At 72.5% G+C, this 20,451-nt stretch carries 22 protein-coding genes; 12 read left to right on the top strand and 10 right to left on the bottom strand.

The window, feature by feature from the left end:
• Nucleotides 1-56 precede the first annotated feature (56 nt).
• The gene (gene pstB / locus ACZ514_RS26655) at nt 57-833 is read left to right on the top strand and encodes a phosphate ABC transporter ATP-binding protein PstB (protein WP_468174218.1); all 777 of its coding nucleotides are present in this window, start codon (nt 57-59) and stop codon (nt 831-833) included.
• A gap of 147 nt (nt 834-980) precedes the next feature.
• Here the strand turns inward: pstB and ACZ514_RS26650 are convergent, their stop codons facing one another.
• A complete protein-coding gene (locus tag ACZ514_RS26650) occupies nt 981-1,979 on the bottom strand; it encodes an inorganic phosphate transporter (RefSeq protein ID WP_469125853.1) in 999 nt (332 codons plus the stop codon).
• A 5-nt stretch (nt 1,980-1,984) separates the two neighbouring features.
• Nucleotides 1,985-2,605, bottom strand: coding sequence for a DUF47 domain-containing protein (locus ACZ514_RS26645; protein WP_388945876.1), 621 nt, complete (start codon nt 2,603-2,605; stop codon nt 1,985-1,987).
• A 193-nt stretch (nt 2,606-2,798) separates the two neighbouring features.
• Between ACZ514_RS26645 and ACZ514_RS26640 the strand changes: the two genes are divergently transcribed.
• On the top strand, nt 2,799-3,113 hold the full coding sequence (locus ACZ514_RS26640; protein ID WP_042801353.1) for a metal-sensitive transcriptional regulator: 315 nt from the start codon (nt 2,799-2,801) through the stop codon (nt 3,111-3,113).
• 90 nt (nt 3,114-3,203) lie between these two features.
• Here ACZ514_RS26640 and ACZ514_RS26635 read toward each other — a convergent pair whose 3' ends face one another.
• Nucleotides 3,204-3,356 carry a hypothetical protein gene (locus ACZ514_RS26635; RefSeq protein ID WP_467895684.1) on the bottom strand — a complete coding sequence of 51 codons (153 nt, stop codon included), beginning with the start codon at nt 3,354-3,356 and terminating at the stop codon, nt 3,204-3,206.
• Between the two features lie 147 nt (nt 3,357-3,503).
• Nucleotides 3,504-4,376, bottom strand: coding sequence for an SCO4651 family lipoprotein (locus tag ACZ514_RS26630; RefSeq protein ID WP_469125852.1), 873 nt, complete (start codon nt 4,374-4,376; stop codon nt 3,504-3,506).
• Nucleotides 4,377-4,518: 142 nt separating this feature from the next.
• On the opposite strand from ACZ514_RS26630, the gene ACZ514_RS26625 reads away from it, so the two are divergent.
• Together ACZ514_RS26625 and ACZ514_RS26620 are read left to right on the top strand one after the other, a co-directional pair.
• A complete protein-coding gene (locus ACZ514_RS26625; RefSeq protein ID WP_469125851.1) occupies nt 4,519-4,737 on the top strand; it encodes a hypothetical protein in 219 nt (72 codons plus the stop codon).
• Nucleotides 4,738-4,807: 70 nt separating this feature from the next.
• The gene (locus ACZ514_RS26620; RefSeq protein WP_468702012.1) at nt 4,808-5,050 is read left to right on the top strand and encodes a hypothetical protein; all 243 of its coding nucleotides are present in this window, start codon (nt 4,808-4,810) and stop codon (nt 5,048-5,050) included.
• A gap of 114 nt (nt 5,051-5,164) precedes the next feature.
• Here the strand turns inward: ACZ514_RS26620 and ACZ514_RS26615 are convergent, their stop codons facing one another.
• The 5 genes from ACZ514_RS26615 to ACZ514_RS26595 all read right to left on the bottom strand — a co-directional run bounded on the left by ACZ514_RS26615 (nt 5,165) and on the right by ACZ514_RS26595 (nt 10,373).
• A complete protein-coding gene (locus ACZ514_RS26615) occupies nt 5,165-5,860 on the bottom strand; it encodes a phosphatase PAP2 family protein (RefSeq protein ID WP_468174225.1) in 696 nt (231 codons plus the stop codon).
• A gap of 201 nt (nt 5,861-6,061) precedes the next feature.
• On the bottom strand, nt 6,062-7,081 hold the full coding sequence (locus ACZ514_RS26610; protein WP_468702015.1) for a C40 family peptidase: 1,020 nt from the start codon (nt 7,079-7,081) through the stop codon (nt 6,062-6,064).
• A gap of 59 nt (nt 7,082-7,140) precedes the next feature.
• Nucleotides 7,141-8,871 carry a serine/threonine-protein kinase gene (locus ACZ514_RS26605; RefSeq protein WP_468702017.1) on the bottom strand — a complete coding sequence of 577 codons (1,731 nt, stop codon included), beginning with the start codon at nt 8,869-8,871 and terminating at the stop codon, nt 7,141-7,143.
• Between the two features lie 49 nt (nt 8,872-8,920).
• Complete coding sequence (locus tag ACZ514_RS26600; protein ID WP_468174231.1) at nt 8,921-9,712, bottom strand: thioesterase family protein; 792 nt, start codon at nt 9,710-9,712, stop codon at nt 8,921-8,923.
• Between the two features lie 52 nt (nt 9,713-9,764).
• On the bottom strand, nt 9,765-10,373 hold the full coding sequence (locus ACZ514_RS26595) for a LysE family translocator (protein WP_468174233.1): 609 nt from the start codon (nt 10,371-10,373) through the stop codon (nt 9,765-9,767).
• 58 nt (nt 10,374-10,431) lie between these two features.
• On the opposite strand from ACZ514_RS26595, the gene ACZ514_RS26590 reads away from it, so the two are divergent.
• The 7 genes from ACZ514_RS26590 to ACZ514_RS26560 all read left to right on the top strand — a co-directional run bounded on the left by ACZ514_RS26590 (nt 10,432) and on the right by ACZ514_RS26560 (nt 18,911).
• Complete coding sequence (locus ACZ514_RS26590) at nt 10,432-11,250, top strand: pentapeptide repeat-containing protein (protein ID WP_468174235.1); 819 nt, start codon at nt 10,432-10,434, stop codon at nt 11,248-11,250.
• A gap of 365 nt (nt 11,251-11,615) precedes the next feature.
• The gene (locus tag ACZ514_RS26585; protein WP_008742356.1) at nt 11,616-11,924 is read left to right on the top strand and encodes a hypothetical protein; all 309 of its coding nucleotides are present in this window, start codon (nt 11,616-11,618) and stop codon (nt 11,922-11,924) included.
• 102 nt (nt 11,925-12,026) lie between these two features.
• Nucleotides 12,027-12,866, top strand: a complete 840-nt coding sequence (locus ACZ514_RS26580; protein WP_468174237.1) for a DUF8175 domain-containg protein — start codon at nt 12,027-12,029, stop codon at nt 12,864-12,866.
• Nucleotides 12,856-14,238, top strand: a complete 1,383-nt coding sequence (locus tag ACZ514_RS26575; RefSeq protein ID WP_468174239.1) for a hypothetical protein — start codon at nt 12,856-12,858, stop codon at nt 14,236-14,238. The genes ACZ514_RS26580 and ACZ514_RS26575 overlap by 11 nt, the downstream gene beginning before the upstream one ends.
• Nucleotides 14,235-15,794 carry an SCO6880 family protein gene (locus ACZ514_RS26570; protein ID WP_468174241.1) on the top strand — a complete coding sequence of 520 codons (1,560 nt, stop codon included), beginning with the start codon at nt 14,235-14,237 and terminating at the stop codon, nt 15,792-15,794. The genes ACZ514_RS26575 and ACZ514_RS26570 overlap by 4 nt, the downstream gene beginning before the upstream one ends.
• Before the next feature lie 19 nt (nt 15,795-15,813).
• Complete coding sequence (locus ACZ514_RS26565; RefSeq protein ID WP_468174243.1) at nt 15,814-17,232, top strand: ATP-binding protein; 1,419 nt, start codon at nt 15,814-15,816, stop codon at nt 17,230-17,232.
• A gap of 2 nt (nt 17,233-17,234) precedes the next feature.
• Nucleotides 17,235-18,911, top strand: a complete 1,677-nt coding sequence (locus ACZ514_RS26560; protein ID WP_469125850.1) for a type VI secretion protein — start codon at nt 17,235-17,237, stop codon at nt 18,909-18,911.
• 17 nt (nt 18,912-18,928) lie between these two features.
• Here ACZ514_RS26560 and ACZ514_RS26555 read toward each other — a convergent pair whose 3' ends face one another.
• Nucleotides 18,929-19,474: a GNAT family N-acetyltransferase gene (locus tag ACZ514_RS26555; protein WP_468174247.1), complete on the bottom strand. Its 546-nt coding sequence runs from the start codon at nt 19,472-19,474 to the stop codon at nt 18,929-18,931.
• A 41-nt stretch (nt 19,475-19,515) separates the two neighbouring features.
• Between ACZ514_RS26555 and ACZ514_RS26550 the strand changes: the two genes are divergently transcribed.
• Nucleotides 19,516-20,349 carry a DUF3626 domain-containing protein gene (locus tag ACZ514_RS26550; protein WP_469125849.1) on the top strand — a complete coding sequence of 278 codons (834 nt, stop codon included), beginning with the start codon at nt 19,516-19,518 and terminating at the stop codon, nt 20,347-20,349.
• Nucleotides 20,350-20,451: the final 102 nt, after the last annotated feature.

Raw genomic sequence — 20,451 nt, 5'->3', positions numbered from 1 at the left:
GAGCGAGCCCGTCAGCGGCTCCGCCGCGGTGACCCACTGAAAGCGAAGTGACCCTCATGGCCAAGCGAATCGACGTCAGCGGCCTCTCCGCCTTCTACGGCGGCCACAAGGCCATCGACGACATCTCGATGACCGTGGAACCCCGCTCCGTGACGGCCTTCATCGGCCCCTCCGGCTGCGGCAAGTCGACCTTCCTGCGCACCCTGAACCGCATGCACGAGGTCACCCCCGGCGGCCGCGTCGAGGGCAAGGTGCTGCTGGACGACGAGAACCTGTACGGCCCCGGCGTGGACCCCGTCGCGGTGCGCCGCACGGTCGGCATGGTCTTCCAGCGCCCCAACCCCTTCCCCACCATGTCGATATTCGACAACGTGGCGGCGGGCCTGCGCCTGAACGGCAGCTACAAGAAGGCCGAACTCGCCGACATCGTCGAGCGGTCCCTCAAGGGCGCCAACCTGTGGAACGAGGTCAAGGACCGCCTGAACAAGCCGGGCTCCGGCCTCTCCGGCGGCCAGCAGCAGCGCCTGTGCATCGCCCGCGCCATCGCGGTCGAGCCGCAGGTCCTGCTGATGGACGAGCCCTGCTCCGCCCTCGACCCGATCTCCACCCTCGCCATCGAGGACCTGATCGGGGAGCTGAAGGAGCGCTTCACGATCGTCATCGTGACGCACAACATGCAGCAGGCGGCCCGCGTCTCGGACCGCACCGCCTTCTTCAACCTCGCCGCCGTCGGCCAGCCGGGCAAGCTCGTCGAGATCGACGACACGGACCGGATCTTCTCCAACCCGTCCGTCCAGGCGACGGAGGACTACATCTCGGGCCGCTTCGGCTGATCGCCGGAACCCGCCTGGACGTCCCGCGGCGCTGCATGGCGGTGCCGCCGCGGGGCGGAAGAAAAGGGCCGGCTCCCCCTGGGTGGGGGGAGCCGGCCCGCTTTCGTACGGCACTACGGCGCGACGGCGCTCCGCCGCTCCGGCGCGCTACACGAAGGCCAGGTTCACGATCCAGAAGCTGACCGCGGCCACCGCGGCCGCCGCCGGCATGGTGATGAACCAGCCCAGGATGATGTTCTTGGCGACGCCCCAGCGCACGGCGTTCACCCGCTTGGTCGCGCCCACGCCCATGATCGCCGAGGTGATCACGTGGGTGGTCGAGATCGGCGCGTGGAAGAGGAACGCCGAGCCGAACATGATCGAGGCGCCGGTGGTCTCCGCCGCGAAGCCCTGCGGCGGGTCCAGCTCGATGATCTTGCGGCCGAGGGTGCGCATGATGCGCCAGCCGCCCGCGTACGTGCCCAGCGACAGCATGACGGCACAGGCGACCTTCACCCAGATCGGGATGGCCTCGTCGGCGCCCTGGACGTCGGCGATGACCAGGGCCATCACCACGATGCCCATCGTCTTCTGCGCGTCCTGGAGACCGTGGCCGAGCGCCATGCCGGCCGCCGAGACCGTCTGCGCGATGCGGAAGCCCCGCTTGGCCTTGTGCGGGTTGGCCCGGCGGAACATCCACAGGATGCAGACCATCACCAGGTAACCGGCCACGAGACCGACGACCGGCGAGACGAACATCGGGATGACGACCTTCTCGACCACGCCGGACCAGATGACCTCCGTCCCGCCGCCCAGCGCCGCGCCCACCATGCCGCCGAACAGGGCGTGCGAGGAGGACGACGGAAGACCGAAGTACCAGGTGATCAGGTTCCAGGCGATCGCGCCGACCAGGGCCGCGAAGAGGATCCACATGCCCTTGTTGCCGTGCGGGGTCTCGATCAGGCCCTTGCTGACCGTCTTGGCCACCCCGCTGCCGAGGAAGGCACCGGCCAGGTTCATGACGGCGGCCATCGCCAGGGCCGCGCGCGGGGTCAGGGCCCGCGTCGAGACGGAGGTCGCGATGGCGTTCGCGGAGTCGTGGAAGCCGTTCGTATACGTGAAGCCGAGCGCGACACCGATGGTCACGACCAGCGCAAAGGTGTCCACGGGGTTCAGGACTCCTTGACGGCGATGGTCTCCACCGTGTTCGCGACGTGCTCGAACGCGTCGGCGGCCTCTTCGAGGACGTCGACGATCTGCTTGAGCTTCAGCACCTCGATGGCGTCGTACTTGCCGTTGAAGAGCTGCGCGAGCAGCTTGCGGTGGATCTGGTCGGCCTGGTTCTCGAGACGGTTGACCTCGATCCAGTACTCGGTGAGGTTCTCCATCGTCCGCAGGTGCGGCATGGCCTCGGCGGTCAGCTCGGCCGCCCGCGCCAGCACCTCGATCTGCTGCTCGACGCCCTTGGGCAGCTCCTCCACGTTGTAGAGGACGACGAGGTCGACCGCCTCCTCCATGAAGTCCATGATGTCGTCGAGCGACGAGGCGAGGCTGTAGATGTCCTCCCGGTCGAACGGCGTGATGAAGGAGGAGTTCAGCTGGTGGAAGATCGCGTGGGTGGCGTCGTCCCCAGCGTGTTCCGCCGCCCGCATCCGCTCCGCGATCTCGGCCCGGGCGGAGTGTTCCGCTCCGAGCAGTTCCATCAGGAGCTTGGAGCCCGTGACGATGTTGTCCGCGGATGCGGCGAACATGTCGTAGAAGCTCGTCTCCCTGGGGGTCAGACGAAATCGCACGTGAGGTCCTCGGGGTGCATTGGATTCGGTCAGGCTGATGCTAGGCGCATCCCCCGGCCACGGCTAACCGGCGGTTCCCCAGTGTCCTCCATCAGGCAGAGTGGGAGCCACGGACCCCTGTCCCCCCGGCCCGGGCGACGTACCCTATACCCATGAGGGGTATAACCCCTCTTTCCGGACCACGGGAGGACCGATGACGACCATCGAGGCGGAGGGCTCCGGAGCCGTCCACGGCTACCACCACCAGAAGGACGAGCACCTCAAGCGGCTGCGCCGGATCGAGGGCCAGATCCGCGGCCTCCAGCGCCTGGTCGACGAGGACGTGTACTGCATCGACATACTCACGCAGGTCTCGGCCAGTACGAAGGCCCTCCAGTCCTTCGCCCTCCAGCTGCTGGAGGAGCACCTGCGCCACTGCGTCGCGGACGCCGCCGTCAAGGGCGGCACCGAGATCGACGCGAAGGTGGAGGAGGCCACGAAGGCCATCGCGCGCCTGCTGCGCAGCTGACGCGGCGGGCGCCGGCACGGGGACGGGGGCGCGCGGCCCGCGGCGACGGCGCCGCGGGAACCGCCCGGAACCGCCCGACGGCGCCCCGCGCTACAGGCGGATCCCCATCAGCACCTCGTCGATCCGGTCCTGGCTCAGCCGCTCCTCGGCCGCCGCCGAGGCCGCGATGATCAGCTCACCGCACAGCTCGATCTCGGCGAGCGCCACGTGGTCCTGCACCGTCATGCCGCCTGCGGGAGTCACGCGTGTCACCTCTCTCTGCCGCCCTCGCCCGTCGGCGCTCGGCATACCAGCCTAGGGAGCGGGCCTCCGGCCGCGCATGACACGGATGGACCATTTCCGGATAGCGGGGCCATGGCCCGGAGGCGCCGGTTCACCCCGCCCGGCCGGCTATTCGGCGATCTTCCCGGCGTAAATGTCCCCGCTTGGGGGCAATACGACGGTCACCGGGGTCCCGAATCCGTAGAGCAGCGTGGTGGAGGACACATCGATCACGCCATTCTTGACGTACGTGAACCGGTGCCTGACCTTGCGCAGGCGCCCCTCCTCGTCGAGGTACGCGTCGAACGGCACGCTGTCCTTGCTGAACCCTTTCGCCGCCGCCTCCAGGGCTCCCCTGGTCCCCGGCGAGGCGCTCCGCGCGGCCTCCGCGATTTCCGTCGTACCCCGGTAGTGCCTCACCCTGGTGCCGGCCAGCTCGGTCTCGCCCACGTACGTCACCTCCCGCGCGCCCCGCAGCAGCTCGGCCGCGGCCACCGGATCGGTGGCACCGCCGGTGACGAGGTTCCCGTCCGAGAGCGTGGCGGTGTCCAGGCGGACCCACTTGTCGTCGGGGACGCCGGCGCCCCGGTTCTTCATGTAGAGCGCGCCGGGGACGAGCAGCTCGGTGATGGGCCGGTGCTCGGCCTGGCCCTTCACGTCGGCGGGGAGCATCACCAGCAGCTGGCCCATCCGCTTGCGGAAGTCGACCCCGCCCTCGCCCCGGATGGTGACCCGGGTCCCGCCGGTCGCCATCTCCATCGCCGTACGGGCCTTCGCGCTCCCGGCGGCGGTCAGCGCGTCGGCGGCGCCGCGGACCGCGGCGGCCGGGTCGCCAGGGGGCCGGCCGTCACCGCCGCGGGAGCCCTTGCCGGAGCCGCTGCCGGCGTCCGTGCCGCTCGCCGCTCCGCACGCGCTCAGCGCCGCGACGGCCACCGCCGCACAGACCGCGAGCACCGCCTCACCCGCACGCCTTCTCCGCCGCCTGTGCTGGTGCACCACCATCGCCTGCCAACCCCCAACGCGAGACCGCTGTTTGCCCGAGGCCCCCACCCGCTCCGGTTAACGAGGTCCGGGGTTTCCCGTAACGGGCCGCCCGGCTCCCGGGGCCGTACCGGACGGGGCCGGGCCCGGGTACGGTGGAGGGGTGGATCAGCACACGAAGCCGACGCCGCTCGCTCCGCTTACCGCTGTGCCCCTGCCGCGGGACCCCGCGGAACCCGCACAGCCGCCCGCCGGCCACTCCACGAGCACCGCGGAACGCGGCTCCTTCTGCCTGGCCGTGTGCGGCTGCGGCTGGAAGGGGCCGGCCCGCCGCTCCCGTGACCTGGCCCGCAGGGACGCGACCCGGCACACCTCGGTGTAGCCGCGGCGCCCCTTCGTCCGTTCGGCCGCCCCGGCTGGCCCGGGGCCCCGCGAGCGGTTGCTCTGGTTCCATGCCAGGTACCGCACGCTCCCTCGCGGCCCTCCTCTGGGCCCTGCTGCTCGCGCTCACCCCGGCCGCGGCGGCCTGGGCCCGCCCGGTGGGGTCGGCGGACGGACCGGCCGACGTGGCGCTCGCCATCGGGGCCACCACCGTGGCGGCCGTGGCCACCGGGCTGTGGCTGCGCTCCCGATACCGCCGCGACGGCACGGAGCCGGAACATCCGGGCGGGGGCGGCGAGGGCGGCGACCCGTGACGCCGCGCCCGCGTCCGGTGGCGGTACGGCTGTGCTTCGGTGCCGCGGGGCTGTGCCTGCTGGTGGCGCTGCTGCTCGCCCTCTGGAACCCCTGAGCCGTCCGGCGGGGAGGGCCTACGCGGCGAGGTCGCTCTCGGCCGGGCGCTGCGCCAGCTCGACGGGGCGGGCCAGCACCCGCCCGGGGGCCCGTACCAGCCGCCCGAGGCGCGGCGCGCGCGCGACGGCCCTGACCAACGGGGCCAGCGCCGCCATGGCGAGCGGGGCGAGCAGCAGGACGACGGCGGTGCCGAGCGCGAACCCGCCGATGACGTCGGTCGGGTAGTGCACCCCGAGGTACACCCGGCACAGCCCCTCGGCCAGCGCCAGGCCGATCCCGACCAGCCCGAGCCGGCGGTTGACCAGGAACACGCCGACGCCGAGGGCCATCCCGAGGGTGGCGTGGTCGCTGACGAAGGAGAAGCCGGGGACGGGCGCGCCCGCGCCGCCGAGCACTTCCAGGCCGTCGTGCTGGAGGAACGGCCGCGGGCGGGCCACGAACTGACGCAGCGGTACGTTGACCAGCAGGGCGACGCCGGCGGCGAGGGGCGCCCACACGAGCGCGGCGAACGACTCGGCGGCGGTCGTCTCGTCCTGCCGCCTGGTGCCTCGCCAGCACCACAGCACGAGCAGGACCATGGCCAGCGGCAGTCCGTACGAGCCGGCGAAGGCCACGGCGCGGTCGAACCAGTCCGGCGCGCGCCGGGAGAGGGCGTTGATTCCGTACAGCAGGCTGACATCCACGTTCGGCCCACCGGTCGTGAGTCCAGCCATGCGCCGCGGCCCCTTGCCTGCCTAGGTCCCCTGCGGACGCACGACGGTGTGCGCCCCTTCAACCCCCCAGCCGATCAACCCCCGTGACCATGGAACGCCCGTTCTGCCTGGGACGTTCCACTCTCCACCGAATGATCACTCCAACGTTATCCAAGAGTGACTCGTCGTCGCAGCTCAGGGCCTGGGCTTCACGGAGAGTCGCTAAGGCTTGGGGGTCGCCCCGGGCTGCTCCGGAAGGGCCGCGGCCCCGTCCTTGGTCACCCGGGTCGCCCCGAAGTAGTCAGGAGTGTCGATCTTGTCGAACCGGATGACCGCCCCGGTGTACGGAGCGTTGATCATGTAGCCGCCGCCCACGTACATCCCGACGTGCCGGATCGCCCGAGAGTTCGTCAGATCGTCGGAGAAGAAGACCAGATCACCGGGGAGGAGTTCGTCGCGCGAGGGGTGCGACCCGGCGTTGTACTGGTCGTTGGCCACGCGCGGCAGCTCGATCCCCACGCTCTCGTACGCCGCCTTGGTCAGCCCGGAGCAGTCGAACCGCCCGTCCTGGTCGGCCGTCCCGTTGCCACCCCACAGGTACGGCGTCCCGAGCTGCTTCTGCGCGAAGTACATGGCGCCGCTGGCCTGCTGGGTCGGGGCGAGCCGGGCGACGGGCCGCGCGAAGCTCTTCTCCAGGGAGCGGATCGCCTTCACGTAGCCCTGGGTCTCGCTGATCGGCGGCACGCCCCCCGCCTTGATGACGCGGTAGGGGCCGGCGTTGTAGGCGGCGAGCATGTTGTCGGACCGGTCGCCCGGGACTCCCGCGACGTCCTTGGCGAGCTGGCAGTCGTAGGTGGCCGCCGAGGGGATGGCGTCCGTCGGGTCCCAGATGTCGCGGTCCCCGTCACCGTCGCCGTCCACCCCGTACGTGGCCCAGGTCTCCGGGATGAACTGGGCGATGCCCCGCGCGTCGGCATGGCTGAGCGCGTCCGGCTTCCAGTGGCTCTCGGTGTACAACTGGGCGGCGAGCAGCGCCGGGTTGAGCGCGGGGCACAGGTTCCCCCACTTCTCCACCAGTGGCTGGTAGACCGCCGGCACCGCGCCCTTCACCAGCCCGACGGCGCCCTGCCGGGCACCGCTCGCGATGCCCGCCGCCGCCGAATAGGTGCCGGCGACCAGCAGCGCGACGAAGGTCAGGCACACGCCGATCCCGATCCCGCTCGCCATCCAGAACTTGCGCACCCGTCAACACTGCCTCATGGCGGGCCGTCTGACAGCGCATTCGCCAGTCTGTTCCGGCACTATTTCACCGGAAAGCCGGTGCAGTGGACACTGCTGTACTCCCGGACCCCACGGACCCGGTACACCAGCACGGTCCAGTCACCGGGATCGTTGGCCGTAGGGATGCCCGGGAACTTCTTCCGCGTCCCCTCGTTGTCCACCAGCTCCGTGACGAAGTCGTCCGGATACGTGAGCTCCACCGAACCCCCGGTCGCCGGGTCCGTGAGGTCGACCGGCCTGCTCGTGTAGCCGATGCCGTGGTTGTAGTCGCGGACCGCCTCGAAGGGGCGCCGCGTGCTCTCGTCGATCTCGTGCGGGGGTTTCACGCCGACCGAGACGGCATAGGTGCCCTTCTCCGTGTGGTACGGCTTCAGGAAGACCCGGATCCTGACCTTGCCGGTGACCGTCTGGGCCTGCGGATCGTCGGCGTCGACGACGGACGCCAGCAGGAACTCCGCCCGCTCCTCGTTGGGCAGGTTGCAGCCGCCCGTACCGCTCCACAGGTCCCGCGACACCTTGTTCGGCTCGATGTGGTCGGGCACGGCGCCCGGCGCGCCGACCCCCGCCGGGACGGGCGGGCTCGAGGCCGGCTGCCCGACGGAGGACGGCACGCCCCCGGACGGCCCGGCGCCGGCCCCCGGCGGAGACGCGGCCCGCCCCCCTCCGCCGGCCTCCCCGCCCTCGCCGTCCCCGCTCATCAGGTAGCCGCCCGCGGCCAGTCCCCCCGCCACCAGAACGGCGACGGCCGCCGACGCCCGGCGCGGGACACGGCGGGCCCCCGTACCGGCGGGCAGCGGGGCCGCCGGCACGGGTGCCGGCACGTACGTCGGCACGTAGCCGGAACCGGCGGCGCCGAGCCCCGGACCGATGGTCGACGGCAGCGCCGGCACCCGCGCCGCCCCGCCGCCGGCGGCGGTCAGGGCCGCGTACACCGGGTCGTCGACCAGCGCCGCGTCCACCGCGCAGCGGCGGATGACCTCGGCCAGGGCGGGCCGGCCGCCCGGCTCCGTCACCACGCAGGCCCTGATCAGCGCGGCCAGTTCCGGCTCCACGCCCTCGACGTCGATCTCGCCGTGCACCGCGCGGAAGTTGACCGCCGTCGGCTCGCCGGTGCCGTAGGGGGCCCGGCCCGTGGCCGCGTACGCGAGGGTGGCGCCCAGGGCGAAGACGTCCGCCGCGGCCGCCGCCTCGCCGCGCAGCAGCACCTCCGGGGCCGTGTAGCCGGGGGTGCCCGGGGCGGTACCGGCCTGCGTCAGGGCCGTCTCGGCCACGCCCTTGGCGATCCCGAAGTCGATGAGCTGCGGCCCCTGAGCGCCCAGGATGACGTTCTGCGGCTTGAGGTCCCGGTGGGTGACCCCGTACGCGTGCACGCTCGCCAGGCCCTCCGCGAGCGCGGCGAACAGCCTGCGGCAGGAGCCGGCGGGCAGGGCGCCGAAGCCGCCCACCGCCTGGGCGAGCGTCGGCCCGGCCACGTACTCGGTGGCCAGCCAGTACGGCGGGGCCGCCAGCGAGGCGTCGATCAGGTTCGCGGTGTAGGCCGACCGCACCGCACGCACCGTCTCGGCCTCCCGGCGGAACCGCGCGAGGGCCTCCGGATGGCCGGTGATCTCCTCCTTGATCACCTTGATGGCCACCAGGCGTCCGCCCGGGGACCGCCCGAGGTACACCTGCCCCATGCCTCCGGCCCCCAGCCGGGCCACCAGCGCGTGCGCCCCGACGTGGGCGGGGTCGGTCTCTCTCAGGGCCTCCATCCGGTCGAGGGTGCCATACCGACTCCCCTGCGCCGAAAGGGGGTTGGCCTCAGCGGGGGGCCACGAACAGGCTCTGCGCGCCCCTTCCGACCGGCCCCTTCTCGTCGTGCAGGCGGGAGTCCGCGAGGCCGATCCCCGCCTCGTCCACACTCGTACGCGCCTCCACGCACACCCACTCGCCCACCGGATGGCGGTGCAGGTGGACGGTGAGGTCCCCGTTGACGAAGACGAACCGGCCGAAGTCCATCACCGCGCTGATCCCGTTGCCCGAGTCGGCGGCCACCAGCACCCGGTCCAGCGGCCGGACCTCCTCCCCCGCCACGAGCGGCACCCGCATCCGCATCCAGCAGGTCCCCGGTCCCCGTTCGGCGAAGGCGCCCTCCGTGAAGCGGGTCTCCACCGAGGAGTGGTAGCCCGTCTCCCACGGCACGGGGAAGAACGGCGTCACCCCCACCTCGCCGGGCGGCGGCACCACCGCCGCCGGGACCACCGCCGGCACCGGCTCCCCGGACACCCGGATCCGCAGGGCCCGCGCCAGCATCACCGGCGGCCCGCCCGCCGGGGCGAGGGCCGCCTCGACCAGCTCGGTGCCGCGCCCGGCCCGCAGCACCGAGGCGGTCACCTCCAGCTCCCCGATCGGCACCGGGCGCAGGATCTCGTACGTGATCCGGGCGATCCTCATGTCCGCCCGCGCCCCGGGCCGTTCCTCGACGGCCCGCCCCAGCAGCGCGGCCGGCGGGCCGGCGTGCTGGGAGCCCGCATCCCAGGGCCCGCGCGTCGCCTCCGTGGCCAGGAAGCGGCCCTCACCGAGCCGCTCGTAGAACCCGTCCTCAGCATCCATGCCCCAGCACGTTACCCACAGGTAACCCGGGAGGCCAGACCCCCGGCACGGCTCAGCGCGCGAAACCCAGCCCCACCCCCAGCCCCACCAGCACCGAGCCGATCGCCCGGTTCAGCGTCTTCTGCGCCCGCAGCATCCGGTCCCGCAGCCGCGAACCGGAGAAGAACAGCGCCACCGCCCCGAACCACACCAGGTGCGCCGCCGACATGAACAGCCCGTACCCCGCCTGCTGCCACGCCGCGGTGTCCGGGCCGACCACCTGGGTGAACGTGGACACCACGAACAGCGTCGTCTTGGGATTCAGCACATTGGTCAAGAACCCCGACCGCAGCGCCCCCGCCCGCGTCAGCCCCGGCTCCGACTCCAGGTCCACGGTCAGCTCCGCCCGCGCCCGGAAGGTACGGATCCCGATCCACACCAGGTACGCCGCGCCCGCCAGCTTGATCGCCGTGAACAGGGCGGTCGACGAGGCGATCAGCAGACCGACCCCGAGCATCGTGTACGACACGTGCACCAGCACCCCGGCCGCGACCCCCGCCGCCGCGAACAGGCCCGTCGGCCGCCCGTACAGACAACTGTTCCTGACCACCATCGCGAAGTCCGCACCGGGACTGATCACGGCGAGCAGGGTGATGACGGCGACTGCGATCACTTCTGTCATGTACGGATGCTCGCCGCCCCCTCCCGACGGATCAAGACGCTCCGGTCACAATGGAGGGGTGTCCACCACCGCACTGCCCCTCCTCCAGGCCGACTGCTCCGCCTGCTTCGCCCTGTGCTGCGTCGCGCTGCCCTTCGCCAAGTCCGCCGATTTCGCCGCGAACAAGACCGCCGGCACCCCCTGCGGGAACCTCCGGCCGGACTTCCGCTGCGGCATCCACACCCGGCTGCGCGACCAAGGGTTCCAGGGCTGCACCGTCTTCGACTGCTTCGGCGCCGGCCAGCAGATCTCCCAGGTCACCTTCGAGGGCCGCGACTGGCGCGCCCACCCCGAGACCCGCGAGGCCATGTTCGAGGCCTTCCCGGTCATGCGGCAGCTGCACGAACTGCTCTTCTACACCGCCGAGGCGCTCACCCGCCCCGCGGCCGCCCCCCTCCACCCGGCCCTGCGCACCGCCCTCGCCAAGACCGAGGCCCTCACCCGCGCCGACGCCGCCACCCTCACCGCCCTCGACCTCCCCGCCCTGCGCCAGGAGATCAACGCCCTGCTCCTCAAGACCAGCGAGCTGGTCCGCGCCAAGACCCCCGGCCGCAGGAAGAACCACCGCGGCGCCGACCTGATGGGCGCCCGCCTCTCCGGAGCCGACCTGCGCGGGGCCAGCCTGCGCGGCGCCTACCTGATCGCCGCCGACCTCAGCCGCGCCGACCTGCGCGGCGCCGACCTGATCGGCGCGGACTTCCGCGACGCCGACCTGAGCGGCGCCGACCTGCGCGACACCCTCTTCCTGACGCAGCCCCAGCTGGGCGCCGCCCGCGGCACCCCCGCCACCCGCATCCCGGCACACCTCACCCGCCCCGCGCACTGGCTCCCCGCGTAACCCGCCGTCGCCCCTGTCCCCCCTGTTCCCCCTGCCCCCGCCGTCCCCACCGGCGCCCGCCCGGCGCCGATGCGCCCCCCGCGCCTCCGTACGCTCCCCCGCCGCGCCGGACTCCCCCGATTAGTCCGAACGGCCAGCCCTCGGAAGGCCCCGCGCACGCCGGGCCGACAATCATTGCCCGGCGTCACCCCCCGTGATACACAGAGTGACCTGCTCAGGGTGCGCATACGGGGCGCGGGCCGAGAGAACGGGTAAAGAGACCGGCCAAGTCGACGACGGCGCCGGTTTCATCAGCGAAGATAGTGCGTGACCCCTGCCGTCGGGCACGGGCTACCGGAACTACCCTTACAGGGGCGGTGAGTTACATGATCCTGGCAGCTGAAAAGGGCGACATCACCACCATCATCGGCGGAATCGCCCCGAACTGGGGGCCGTTCGGCAGCCTCGGCAACGAAGCGAAGGTCATGATCGAGGTGGTCATGGCCGTCGCGATCCTCCTCTGCCTCGGCATCGCCATCTGGGGCGCCGCCAAGCAGCGCATCGGCGCGACCGCCCTGCGCGACACCTTCAGCGCGGAACAGGGCAAGGGCCTGATCGTGGCCGGCCTCACCGGCGTCTTCATCATCGGCTCCCTCGGCACCCTCTTCACGATCGTCTACGGGATGGCCGTCTAGCCGGAGCGCCGCACCCGGCCGCACCCTGATGAGGAATCACCACACCGCGCCAGAGCGGAAACGAGCGCTACCGTCGTACGACGCGGAGGGGGCGGACACGCAATGAGCAACGACGACCAGTACGGCGGCGGCAGCGGCCACGCCGAGGTCGGCGGCACGGGCCAGACCCGTACCCGGCTCCCGGACCCGCCCTCCGAGGCGTACGGCGGCCCGCGCCGCGCCCCCCGCTCCTCCCGCGGCCTGATCACCGTGGTCGGGGTGGTGGTCCTGCTGATCGCCGCCATCGCGTTCGCGAACCGCTCCCAGGACCCCCCTCCCGACGCCTCCCCGTCCTCCGACAAGCCCCCGGCCGCCGACAGCACCGCCCCCACCGGCACCGCCCCGGTCACCGGCAGGGCGGCCGGCGTCCCCACGGGCTTCGCCCACGACGAGCAGGGCGCCCAGTCGGCGGCCGCCAACTACACGGTGGCCCTCGGCTCCGACGGCATGCTCAAGAAGGACGTCCGGCACGCCCTCGTGGACGGCGTCTACACCCCCGAGGCCGCTGCACGGCGCAAGGCCACCCAGGACGCGGCCTACTCCCCCGCGTTCCTCGCCACCCTCGGCCTCGACGCGAACGGCAACGCCCCCCAGGGCAGCACCTTCGTCACCCGCGCCGTCCCCGTCGGCACCCGCGTCGAGGGCTACGGCCCCACCACCGCCAAGGTCGCCGTCTGGTACACCGGCCTCATCGGCATGTCCGGCCCCAAGTCCACCAACCCGGTCCGCACCACCTGGAAGACCTGGACCTTCGAACTGACCTGGACCGCGGACGGCTGGAAGGTCGCCTCCGACAGCCAGCAGGACGGCCCCGCCCCGGTCCCCGGCGACGTCCCCGCCTCCACGTCCGACGACATCAGCAAGGCCGTCCAGGAGTTCGGAGGGTTCACCTATGCCCGGTAGCCGCCGCCCCGACAGCGGTACGAGGACCAGCCGGGCACCACGCGGCGCGGCCGCCCGTACCGCCGCCGCCCTGGCCGCCGTACAGACCGCGCTCGTCCTGCTGTCCGCCCGCGCCTACGCCGCCCCCAGCCCGGCCCCGACCCCGTCGGGCACCCCCTCGGGCTCGCCCTCCGCCACCCCGTCACCCTCCAAGTGCGAAGGCGTCATCGGCCCGCTCAAGGAGGACTGCGAACGCCAGGTCGGCAACACCCCCGGCACCGCACCCGGCACCGGCCTCTCCCCGAACAGCCCCCCGGACGCCATCAACCCCCTCGCCTCCCTCGCCAAGGGCTGCGCCGACGCCGCCGCCTGGATCGTCGGCAAGCTCAGCGAAGCGGTCAAGAGCACCGCCAACGTCGACTTCACCAACCCCGCCTTCCTCCAGCAGTACGCCGTCGTCTTCGCCGCCTCCACCGTCCTGACCCTCGTCCTGTGGCTGCTGGCCGTCGCCAAGCGCGCCATCCGCGGCGTCCCCCTCAGCACCGCCCTCTCCGAGGCCATCGGCTTCCTCTGGCTGACCGTCCTCGCCTCCGCCTTCACCCCGCTGATCCTCTACACCGTCGTCTCCGCCACCGACGGCATCACCGAGGTCATCGCCGCCGCCACCGGCAGCCAGACCGACGTCTTCTTCGGCTCCTTCGCCGAAGCCCTCAAGAAGGGCGAGGACATCGGCGGCGGCCCGATCATGCTGGTCGTCGTCTCCCTCGTCACCGTCCTGGCCGCCGGAGTGCTCTGGCTGGAGCTCGTCATCCGCGCCGCCCTGCTCTACGTCGGCGCCCTCCTCGGCACCGTCGTCTACGCCGGACTCGTCGACCGCAACATGTGGGGCCACGTCCGCCGCTGGGCCGGCATCATGATCGCCGTCATCCTCGTGAAACCGGTCATCGTGATCGTCCTCGGCCTCGCCGGAGCCCTCGCCGGCGACAAGGGCCCCAACGCCTTCTCCGCCGTCGTCTCCGGCCTCGCCATCATCCTCCTGGCGATCTTCGCCTCGGCGATGATCTACCGCTTCGTCCCCGGCTTCGGCGACGAGATCGCCACTGCCCGCACCAACCGCTCCAAGGCCACCGACGGCGCCCAGGCCGCGGCCGTCATCAGCTCCCCGGCCTCCCTCGTCTCCCAGGGCATCAAGACCCACAGCAGCCGCGGCGGCTCCCACCGCGCCGGCGGCGGCAACACCGGCGGCGGCGACGCCAACCAGATCTCCGGAGGCCTGGCCGCCCACAGCAGCCGCCGCTCCGGCAGCGGCTCCGGCGGCGGGAACGTCCCCCCCGCCGCACCCCCGCCCCGCACTGGCTCGAGTACGAGGAACACAGGAGGTGACGGGCGTTGACGTCCCAGTCCCACCAGCTCCACCCGGTCACGCCCCGCCGTACGTATCTCATCGGCCGGGCCCGGCCGAACGCGATCATCGGCAAGAACCGCGAAACCGGCGAAATCGCGCTGATCATCACCGGCGCCTTCTTCGGCATGATGAGCGGCCTGCTCGTCCCCCACCTCACCCTGCGCATCGTCAGCCTCGCCGGCTTCCCCCTGCTCGCCCTCGCCGCCGTGTACGTCCCCTACAAGGGCCGCACCTTCTACCGGTGGTTCGAGATCAACCGCAGCTACAAGCGCATCCTGCGGCGCGGTACGACGTACCGCTCGGGCGCCGTCGAAGCCGGCACCCGCGCCGGCGACGGCCGCGAGGTCGAGATCGGCCCGCCCCCCGGCATCGGCCGCATCAACTGGCTCGCCGCCCCCTTCGGCCCCGACGAGATCGCCGTCCTCCTCCACGCCGACCGCAGAACCGTCACGGCCGCCATCGAGATCGAAGGCCCCGGCGTCGGCCTGCGCGACAGCGAGGACCAGGAAGCCCTCGTCGACCGCTTCGGCACCCTCCTCAAGCACGTCGCCAACGGCGACGGCTTCGTCACCCGCCTCCAGATGCTCGCCCGCACCCTCCCCGCCGACCCCGACGCCCACGCCAAGGACGTCGCCCAGCGCGGCGACACCCACGCCCCGGCCTGGCTGCGCGACTCCTACGACCAGCTCCAGTCGATGGTCTCCACCTCCTCGGAGCAGCACCGCGCCTACCTCGTCGCCTGCATGCACTACACCCGCGAGCTCGCCGCCGAAGCCAACGCCATCGCCCGCGCCGGCGGCCACAAGGGCCGCAAGCTCGACCGCGACTCCGGCCTCGCCATCGTCATGGCCCGCGAGCTCACCGACATCTGCGCCCGCCTCGCCGAAGCCGACATCCGCGTCCGCCAGCCCCTCGGCCAGGGACGCCTGTCCTCCCTCGTGCACTCCATGTACGATCCGGACCACCCCATCGACCACATCCAGGCCATGACCAAGCGCAACGCCTGGCCGGCGGAACTCGACGCCGTGGAGCCCACCTACCTCCAGGCCAAGACCCGCGAATCCTCCACCCGCGCCCCCTGGTGCCACGCCACCGCCTGGGTGAAGGAATGGCCGATGACCCCGGTCGGCGTCAACTTCCTCGCCCCCCTCCTCGTCCACACCCCGGACGTCATCCGCACCGTCGCCGTCACCATGGACCTCGAACCCACCGAGATCGCCATCGAGCGCATGCTCACCGAGAAGACCAACGACGAGGCCGACGCCTCCCGCGCCGCCAAGATGAACCGCACCGTCGACCCCCGCGACATCGCCGCCCACGGCCGCCTCGACCAGAGGGGTGAAGATCTCGCCAGCGGCGCTGCCGGAGTCAACCTCGTCGGGTACATCACGGTGTCCTCGCGTTCACCCGAAGCCCTCGCCCGCGACAAGCGCACCATCCGCGCCTCCGCCGGCAAGTCCTACCTGAAGCTCGAATGGTGCGACCGCGAGCACCACCGCGCCTTCGTCAACACCTTGCCGTTCGCCACCGGCATCCGACGCTAGCTGGAGGGAAGTGCCGCCCATGCGAGATCCCATGTCCGCGCTGACGGACGCCTTCACCAGCTTCCTCTTCGGCAAGGTCGAGACCACCCGCCTGCCCGTCCGCACCTCCACCGGCCAGGCCCAGGCCGTCTACCTGCCCACCGCCGCCCCCGGCCTCGGCGACTCCGGCGTGATCATCGGCCGCGAGGTCTACAGCGGCAAGGGCTACATCTACGACCCCTTCCAGCTCTACGGCCAGCAGCTCCCCGCCCCCCACTGGCTCGTCCTCGGCGAGTCCGGAAACGGCAAGTCGGCGCTCGAGAAGACGTACGTCCTGCGCCAGCTCCGCTTCCGCGACCGGCAGGTCGTCGTCCTCGACGCCCAGGGCGAGGACGGCGTCGGCGAATGGAACCTCATCGCCCAGCAGCTGGGGATAACCCCCATCCGCCTGGACCCCGTCGCCGCCAACGACGACGGGATCCGCCTCAACCCCCTCGACCCGGCGATCACCACGACCGGACAGCTCGCGCTGCTCCGCACCATCATCGAAGTCGCCATGGGCCACGGCCTCGACGAACGCTCCGGCTTCGCCCTCAAGGTCGCCCACGCCTACGTCGTCGAGACCATCCAGGACCGCCAGCCCGTCCTCACCGACATCGTGGAACAGCTGCGCCACCCCGAAGCCGAATCGGCGCTGGCCATGAACGTCGACATAGACGACGTCCGGGCCTGGGGCCTCGACGTGGCCCTCGTCCTCGACCGCCTCGTCGACGGTGACCTGCGCGGCATGTTCGACGGCCCCACCACCGTCGGCATCGACCTCGACGCCCCGCTGATCGTCTTCGACCTCTCCCACATCGACCGCAACTCCATCGCCATGCCCATCCTCATGGCGATCGTCGGCGTGTGGCTGGAACACACCTGGATCCGGCCGGACCGCAAGAAGCGCATCTTCCTCGTCGAAGAGGCCTGGCACATCATCAACAGCCCCTTCGTCGCCCAGCTCTTCCAGCGCCTCCTGAAGTTCGGCCGCCGCCTCGGCCTCTCCTTCGTCGCCGTCGTCCACCACCTCTCCGACGTCGTCGACGGCGCCGCCGCGCGCGAGGCCGCCGCCATCCTCAAAATGGCCTCCACCCGCACCATCTACGCCCAGAAGGCCGACGAGGCCCGCGCCACCGGACGCGTCCTCGGCCTGCCCCGCTGGGCCGTGGAGATCATCCCCACCCTCACCCCCGGCATCGCCGTCTGGGACGTCAACGGCAACGTCCAGGTCGTCAAACACCTGATCACCGAAACCGAACGCCCCCTCGTCTACACCGACCGCGCCATGACGGAGTCCTCCACCCCCGAGCAGCTCCCCGAGGAACTGCTGGCCGCCGAACTCGAAGCGGAGGAACGAGCCCTGTACATCGAACGCCAGCGGGGCTCCGGCCCCGGATCAGCGACCACGGTGGCCTGACCATGCCCGACGCGAGACGTACGGAACCCCCCGCGCGCGCCGGCGGCGTCCCCGACGGGGTCCTCGTCGGCCTCCTGGCCTTCCTCCTCGGCCTCGCCGTCCTGGTCTGGTCGGCCACCGGCCTCGCCGCCCTCTTCACCAAGGGCGCCTGGCCGGACACCGTCACCTTCACCCGCACCCCCGAGGCCGTCCGCGCCCTGATAACGCAACCCCACGACCTCGCGGGGGCCTGGCCCGACACCGACCCGGCGGCCCTCTCCGGATGGGGCCTCTTCTGGGGCCTGTTCATCAGCCAGCTGCTGGTCCTGCTGGTCGTCACGATCTTCACCATGGGCGTCGTGGCCCGTACGAGGGCCCGCCGCACCCGCACCGGACACCAGCCGGCCCCCGCCGACCCCGTCCCCGCACCGGTACACATCCCGCCGCCGGGCGAGGGACCGGGCGGTCCCCGCACCGACGCCCCGGCACCGGCCTCGGCAGCGGACCACCCCGGCCCCGCGCCGGCACCTCCCGCCGGGGCCCGCACCCCGCTCCCCGGCCCGGCACCGGCCCCCGACCGGACACCGGCCCCGCCCGCCGCCCACGCCCCGGTCTCCGCCCCGGCACCGGCCCCCGTCCCCGCACCGGCCGCCCCGCCCCGGAAACCGACCCCCGCCCGCTACACCACCGCCGGCCAGGCCCCCGCACCGGCCGGGGACGCCTACCGCTACGGCTTCGGCTACGCCCCGGCACCGCCCGCCGCACCGGCCGCCGCACCGCCCGCCGGCCTCGTCTACGGCGGCCCGGCCGAACGCCACCGCCTCGCCACGCAGGCCCTCGCCGCCGCCGAAGGCGCCGCCCTGGTGATCACCTCGTCTCCCGCACTGTGGTCGGAGACCAAGGACGCCCGGGCGAAACTCGGTCCGGTCCTCCTCTACGACCCCTCCCACCTGTGCGACACCCCCGCCCGCATGCACTGGAACCCCGCCGACGGCTGCGCCGACCGCGACACCGCCGCCGCCCGGGCCGTCGCCCTGCTGGCCCCCGTACGCCCCCAGGCCCGCCTGGACAGTGCCGTCGCCGACACCGCCGAGACCCTCCTGCGCAGCTGGCTCCAGGCCGCCGCCCTCGACGGCCTCCCCTTCAAACACCTGGCCCGCTGGGCCCAGGGCACCAGCGCCCAGGACCCGGTCCGCACCCTGCGCACCCACCCCGGCGCGGCCCCCGGCGCCGCCGGTGAACTCGAGAGCGCGCTCATTGCCCACCCCGGACGCCGCGACCAGGCGCAGCAGCTGACGGCCCGCGCCCTGTCCTGCCTGACCTCGGTCCACATCCGCGAGGCCTGCAACCCGAACCGTACGGATTCCCTCACCCTGGCATCGTTCGCCGCCGAAGGGGGCACCCTCTACGTGCTGGGCGAACCTCGGGAGGACCCCCGCGCCCAGCCGGGCGCGATGCCCCTCCTGACCGCACTCGCCGCAGACGTGGTCGAGCACGGCCGCCGCATGGCCGCACGGTCATCCCACGGCCGGCTCGACCCACCACTGACCCTGGTCCTGGAGGACGTCGCGGCCGTCGCCCCCGTCCCCCAGCTCCCGGACCTCCTCCACGACGGGGCCCTCCCCCTGCTGGCGCTCTGCCGCAGCCGCGAACAGGCCCGCTCCCGCTGGCCGGACGCCCCCCTGGACTCGCCCCGCTGACGCGAACGCACCCCGCTTCAGCGCCCGAGGACGTACTCGCGCTCTTCCGCCCCCGACTCCAGCTCCACCACGCGTCCGCTCGCCACGAACCCGAACCGCCGGTAGAAGGCGGCCGCCCGCTCGTTCTCCTCGTGCACGAAGAGCCGTATGCGCTCCGGCGCCGGCGCCTCCAGCCCCCGCGCCCACTCCACCGCCGCCGTGAACAGCGCCTCGGCCAGCCCCGCACCCCGCCGCTCCGCGCGGACGAACACCCCCACCACATGCGCCTGCGTCTTCTCCACGGGCAGGCCGAAGAAGTCGGTGCTCCCGGCCTCCTCGACGAGCACGCTCACCGAGCCGTCCCACTCCCCGCCGGGCCCCTCCGCCACGAACTGCCGCGCGACCCGCCCCTGCGAGGCCCCCCGCGCCCGGTCCTGCCAGAACCCGTCCGGCCGTGCCTCCGCCTGCTCCAGCGTCTCCAGGAACGCCACCGGCGCCGCCGGGTCCCGCAGGGCGTCCAGCCTCAACGCCTTGAGCTGCTGCCATTCGTCGGCCCGTACGGCCCGCACCACATGCTGATCCATAATCGCGGATCCTAGTCCCCCGCTTCGTGCACACTGCACCCATGCATCCGCACGCCCGGGCCCTCGCCCACGTCACCGCCCTCTCCTCCGGCCCCCCGATGGACCCGACCCTGACGGTCACGCTCAACTTCCACCCGGACCGCGTCAGCGACGACCGCCCGATCCTCACCGCACTGGCCGAGGAAGGCGTCTACCGCTCGCAGTTCGTGACGGGCACCAGCAACGGCGGCCTCACCGCCCGCCCGGGCGGCGCCCGCTGGCTCTGGGAGAGCCGCATCTTCGGCGGCGCCTACGACGACGCACCCGCCGAGGAACGCCCCGTGTACGGCGCCCTCAACTTCCGCCACAACCCGGCCGGCGCCGCTCCCCGCTTCGGCTCCGCCCACTTCCGTCTCCGCCCCGAAACCCTGGCCCGCACCACCTTCTGCTACCCGGACAGCTACCTGGAGCCCGAGTCCTTCGGCGTGGCCGACCGCATGGCGCTGATCCCGCTGGCCCTGGCCGACGACCAGGACACGCTCGACGACTACATCGAGGCCCAGGTCCACACCCCGGTACGGCTGGACCACGACGTCGCCGCCCTCGTCCTGGACCCCAGCTACCGCGGCACCGAGGTCGAGGCCGCCGCCGCGAAGCTCCCCTGCCCCACGGAATGGCACCAGGGCTTCCGCCTCACGGTCACCGAGCTCCGCCGCCACCCGGACTACCGCGGCCAGGACTTCGTGGACCTCGGCTGCGCCCTCGCCGTCGGCGACCTCCTGACCCCGCGCATCCTGGGCGAGGCCGCCCGCACGGGCCGCTACGACGAACAGGCCCTCAAGCGCGTCTGGCACTACCTGACCCGTTTCGGCTCTCCGGCACAAGGACCTGCGTAAAGTCCCGTGAACGCAGAAAAGCCCCGCACCAGAAGGTGCGGGGCTTTCCCACAATGATTGTTCGGCGGCGTCCTACTCTCCCACAGGGTCCCCCCTGCAGTA

This window comes from Streptomyces sp. NPDC034086, from assembly GCF_055575515.1.
Note: the sequence above shows the minus strand (reverse complement) of the source record. Positions and strands in the feature narration are given on the sequence as shown.

Bases quoted from the DNA above. Each gene is read 5' to 3' on its own strand.
- ACZ514_RS26575 (WP_468174239.1), top strand. From the start codon at position 12,856: ATGCCCGGTAGCCGCCGCCCCGACAGCGGTACGAGGACCAGCCGGGCA.
- ACZ514_RS26550 (WP_469125849.1), top strand. From the start codon at position 19,516: ATGCATCCGCACGCCCGGGCCCTCGCCCACGTCACCGCCCTCTCCTCC.
- ACZ514_RS26640 (WP_042801353.1), top strand. From the start codon at position 2,799: ATGACGACCATCGAGGCGGAGGGCTCCGGAGCCGTCCACGGCTACCAC.
- ACZ514_RS26560 (WP_469125850.1), top strand. From the start codon at position 17,235: ATGCCCGACGCGAGACGTACGGAACCCCCCGCGCGCGCCGGCGGCGTC.
- ACZ514_RS26630 (WP_469125852.1), bottom strand. From the start codon at position 4,376: ATGGTGGTGCACCAGCACAGGCGGCGGAGAAGGCGTGCGGGTGAGGCG.
- ACZ514_RS26595 (WP_468174233.1), bottom strand. From the start codon at position 10,373: ATGACAGAAGTGATCGCAGTCGCCGTCATCACCCTGCTCGCCGTGATC.
- ACZ514_RS26565 (WP_468174243.1), top strand. From the start codon at position 15,814: ATGCGAGATCCCATGTCCGCGCTGACGGACGCCTTCACCAGCTTCCTC.
- ACZ514_RS26620 (WP_468702012.1), top strand. From the start codon at position 4,808: ATGCCAGGTACCGCACGCTCCCTCGCGGCCCTCCTCTGGGCCCTGCTG.
- ACZ514_RS26585 (WP_008742356.1), top strand. From the start codon at position 11,616: ATGATCCTGGCAGCTGAAAAGGGCGACATCACCACCATCATCGGCGGA.
- ACZ514_RS26615 (WP_468174225.1), bottom strand. From the start codon at position 5,860: ATGGCTGGACTCACGACCGGTGGGCCGAACGTGGATGTCAGCCTGCTG.
- ACZ514_RS26605 (WP_468702017.1), bottom strand. From the start codon at position 8,871: ATGGAGGCCCTGAGAGAGACCGACCCCGCCCACGTCGGGGCGCACGCG.
- ACZ514_RS26600 (WP_468174231.1), bottom strand. From the start codon at position 9,712: ATGGATGCTGAGGACGGGTTCTACGAGCGGCTCGGTGAGGGCCGCTTC.
- ACZ514_RS26555 (WP_468174247.1), bottom strand. From the start codon at position 19,474: ATGGATCAGCATGTGGTGCGGGCCGTACGGGCCGACGAATGGCAGCAG.
- ACZ514_RS26580 (WP_468174237.1), top strand. From the start codon at position 12,027: ATGAGCAACGACGACCAGTACGGCGGCGGCAGCGGCCACGCCGAGGTC.
- pstB (WP_468174218.1), top strand. From the start codon at position 57: ATGGCCAAGCGAATCGACGTCAGCGGCCTCTCCGCCTTCTACGGCGGC.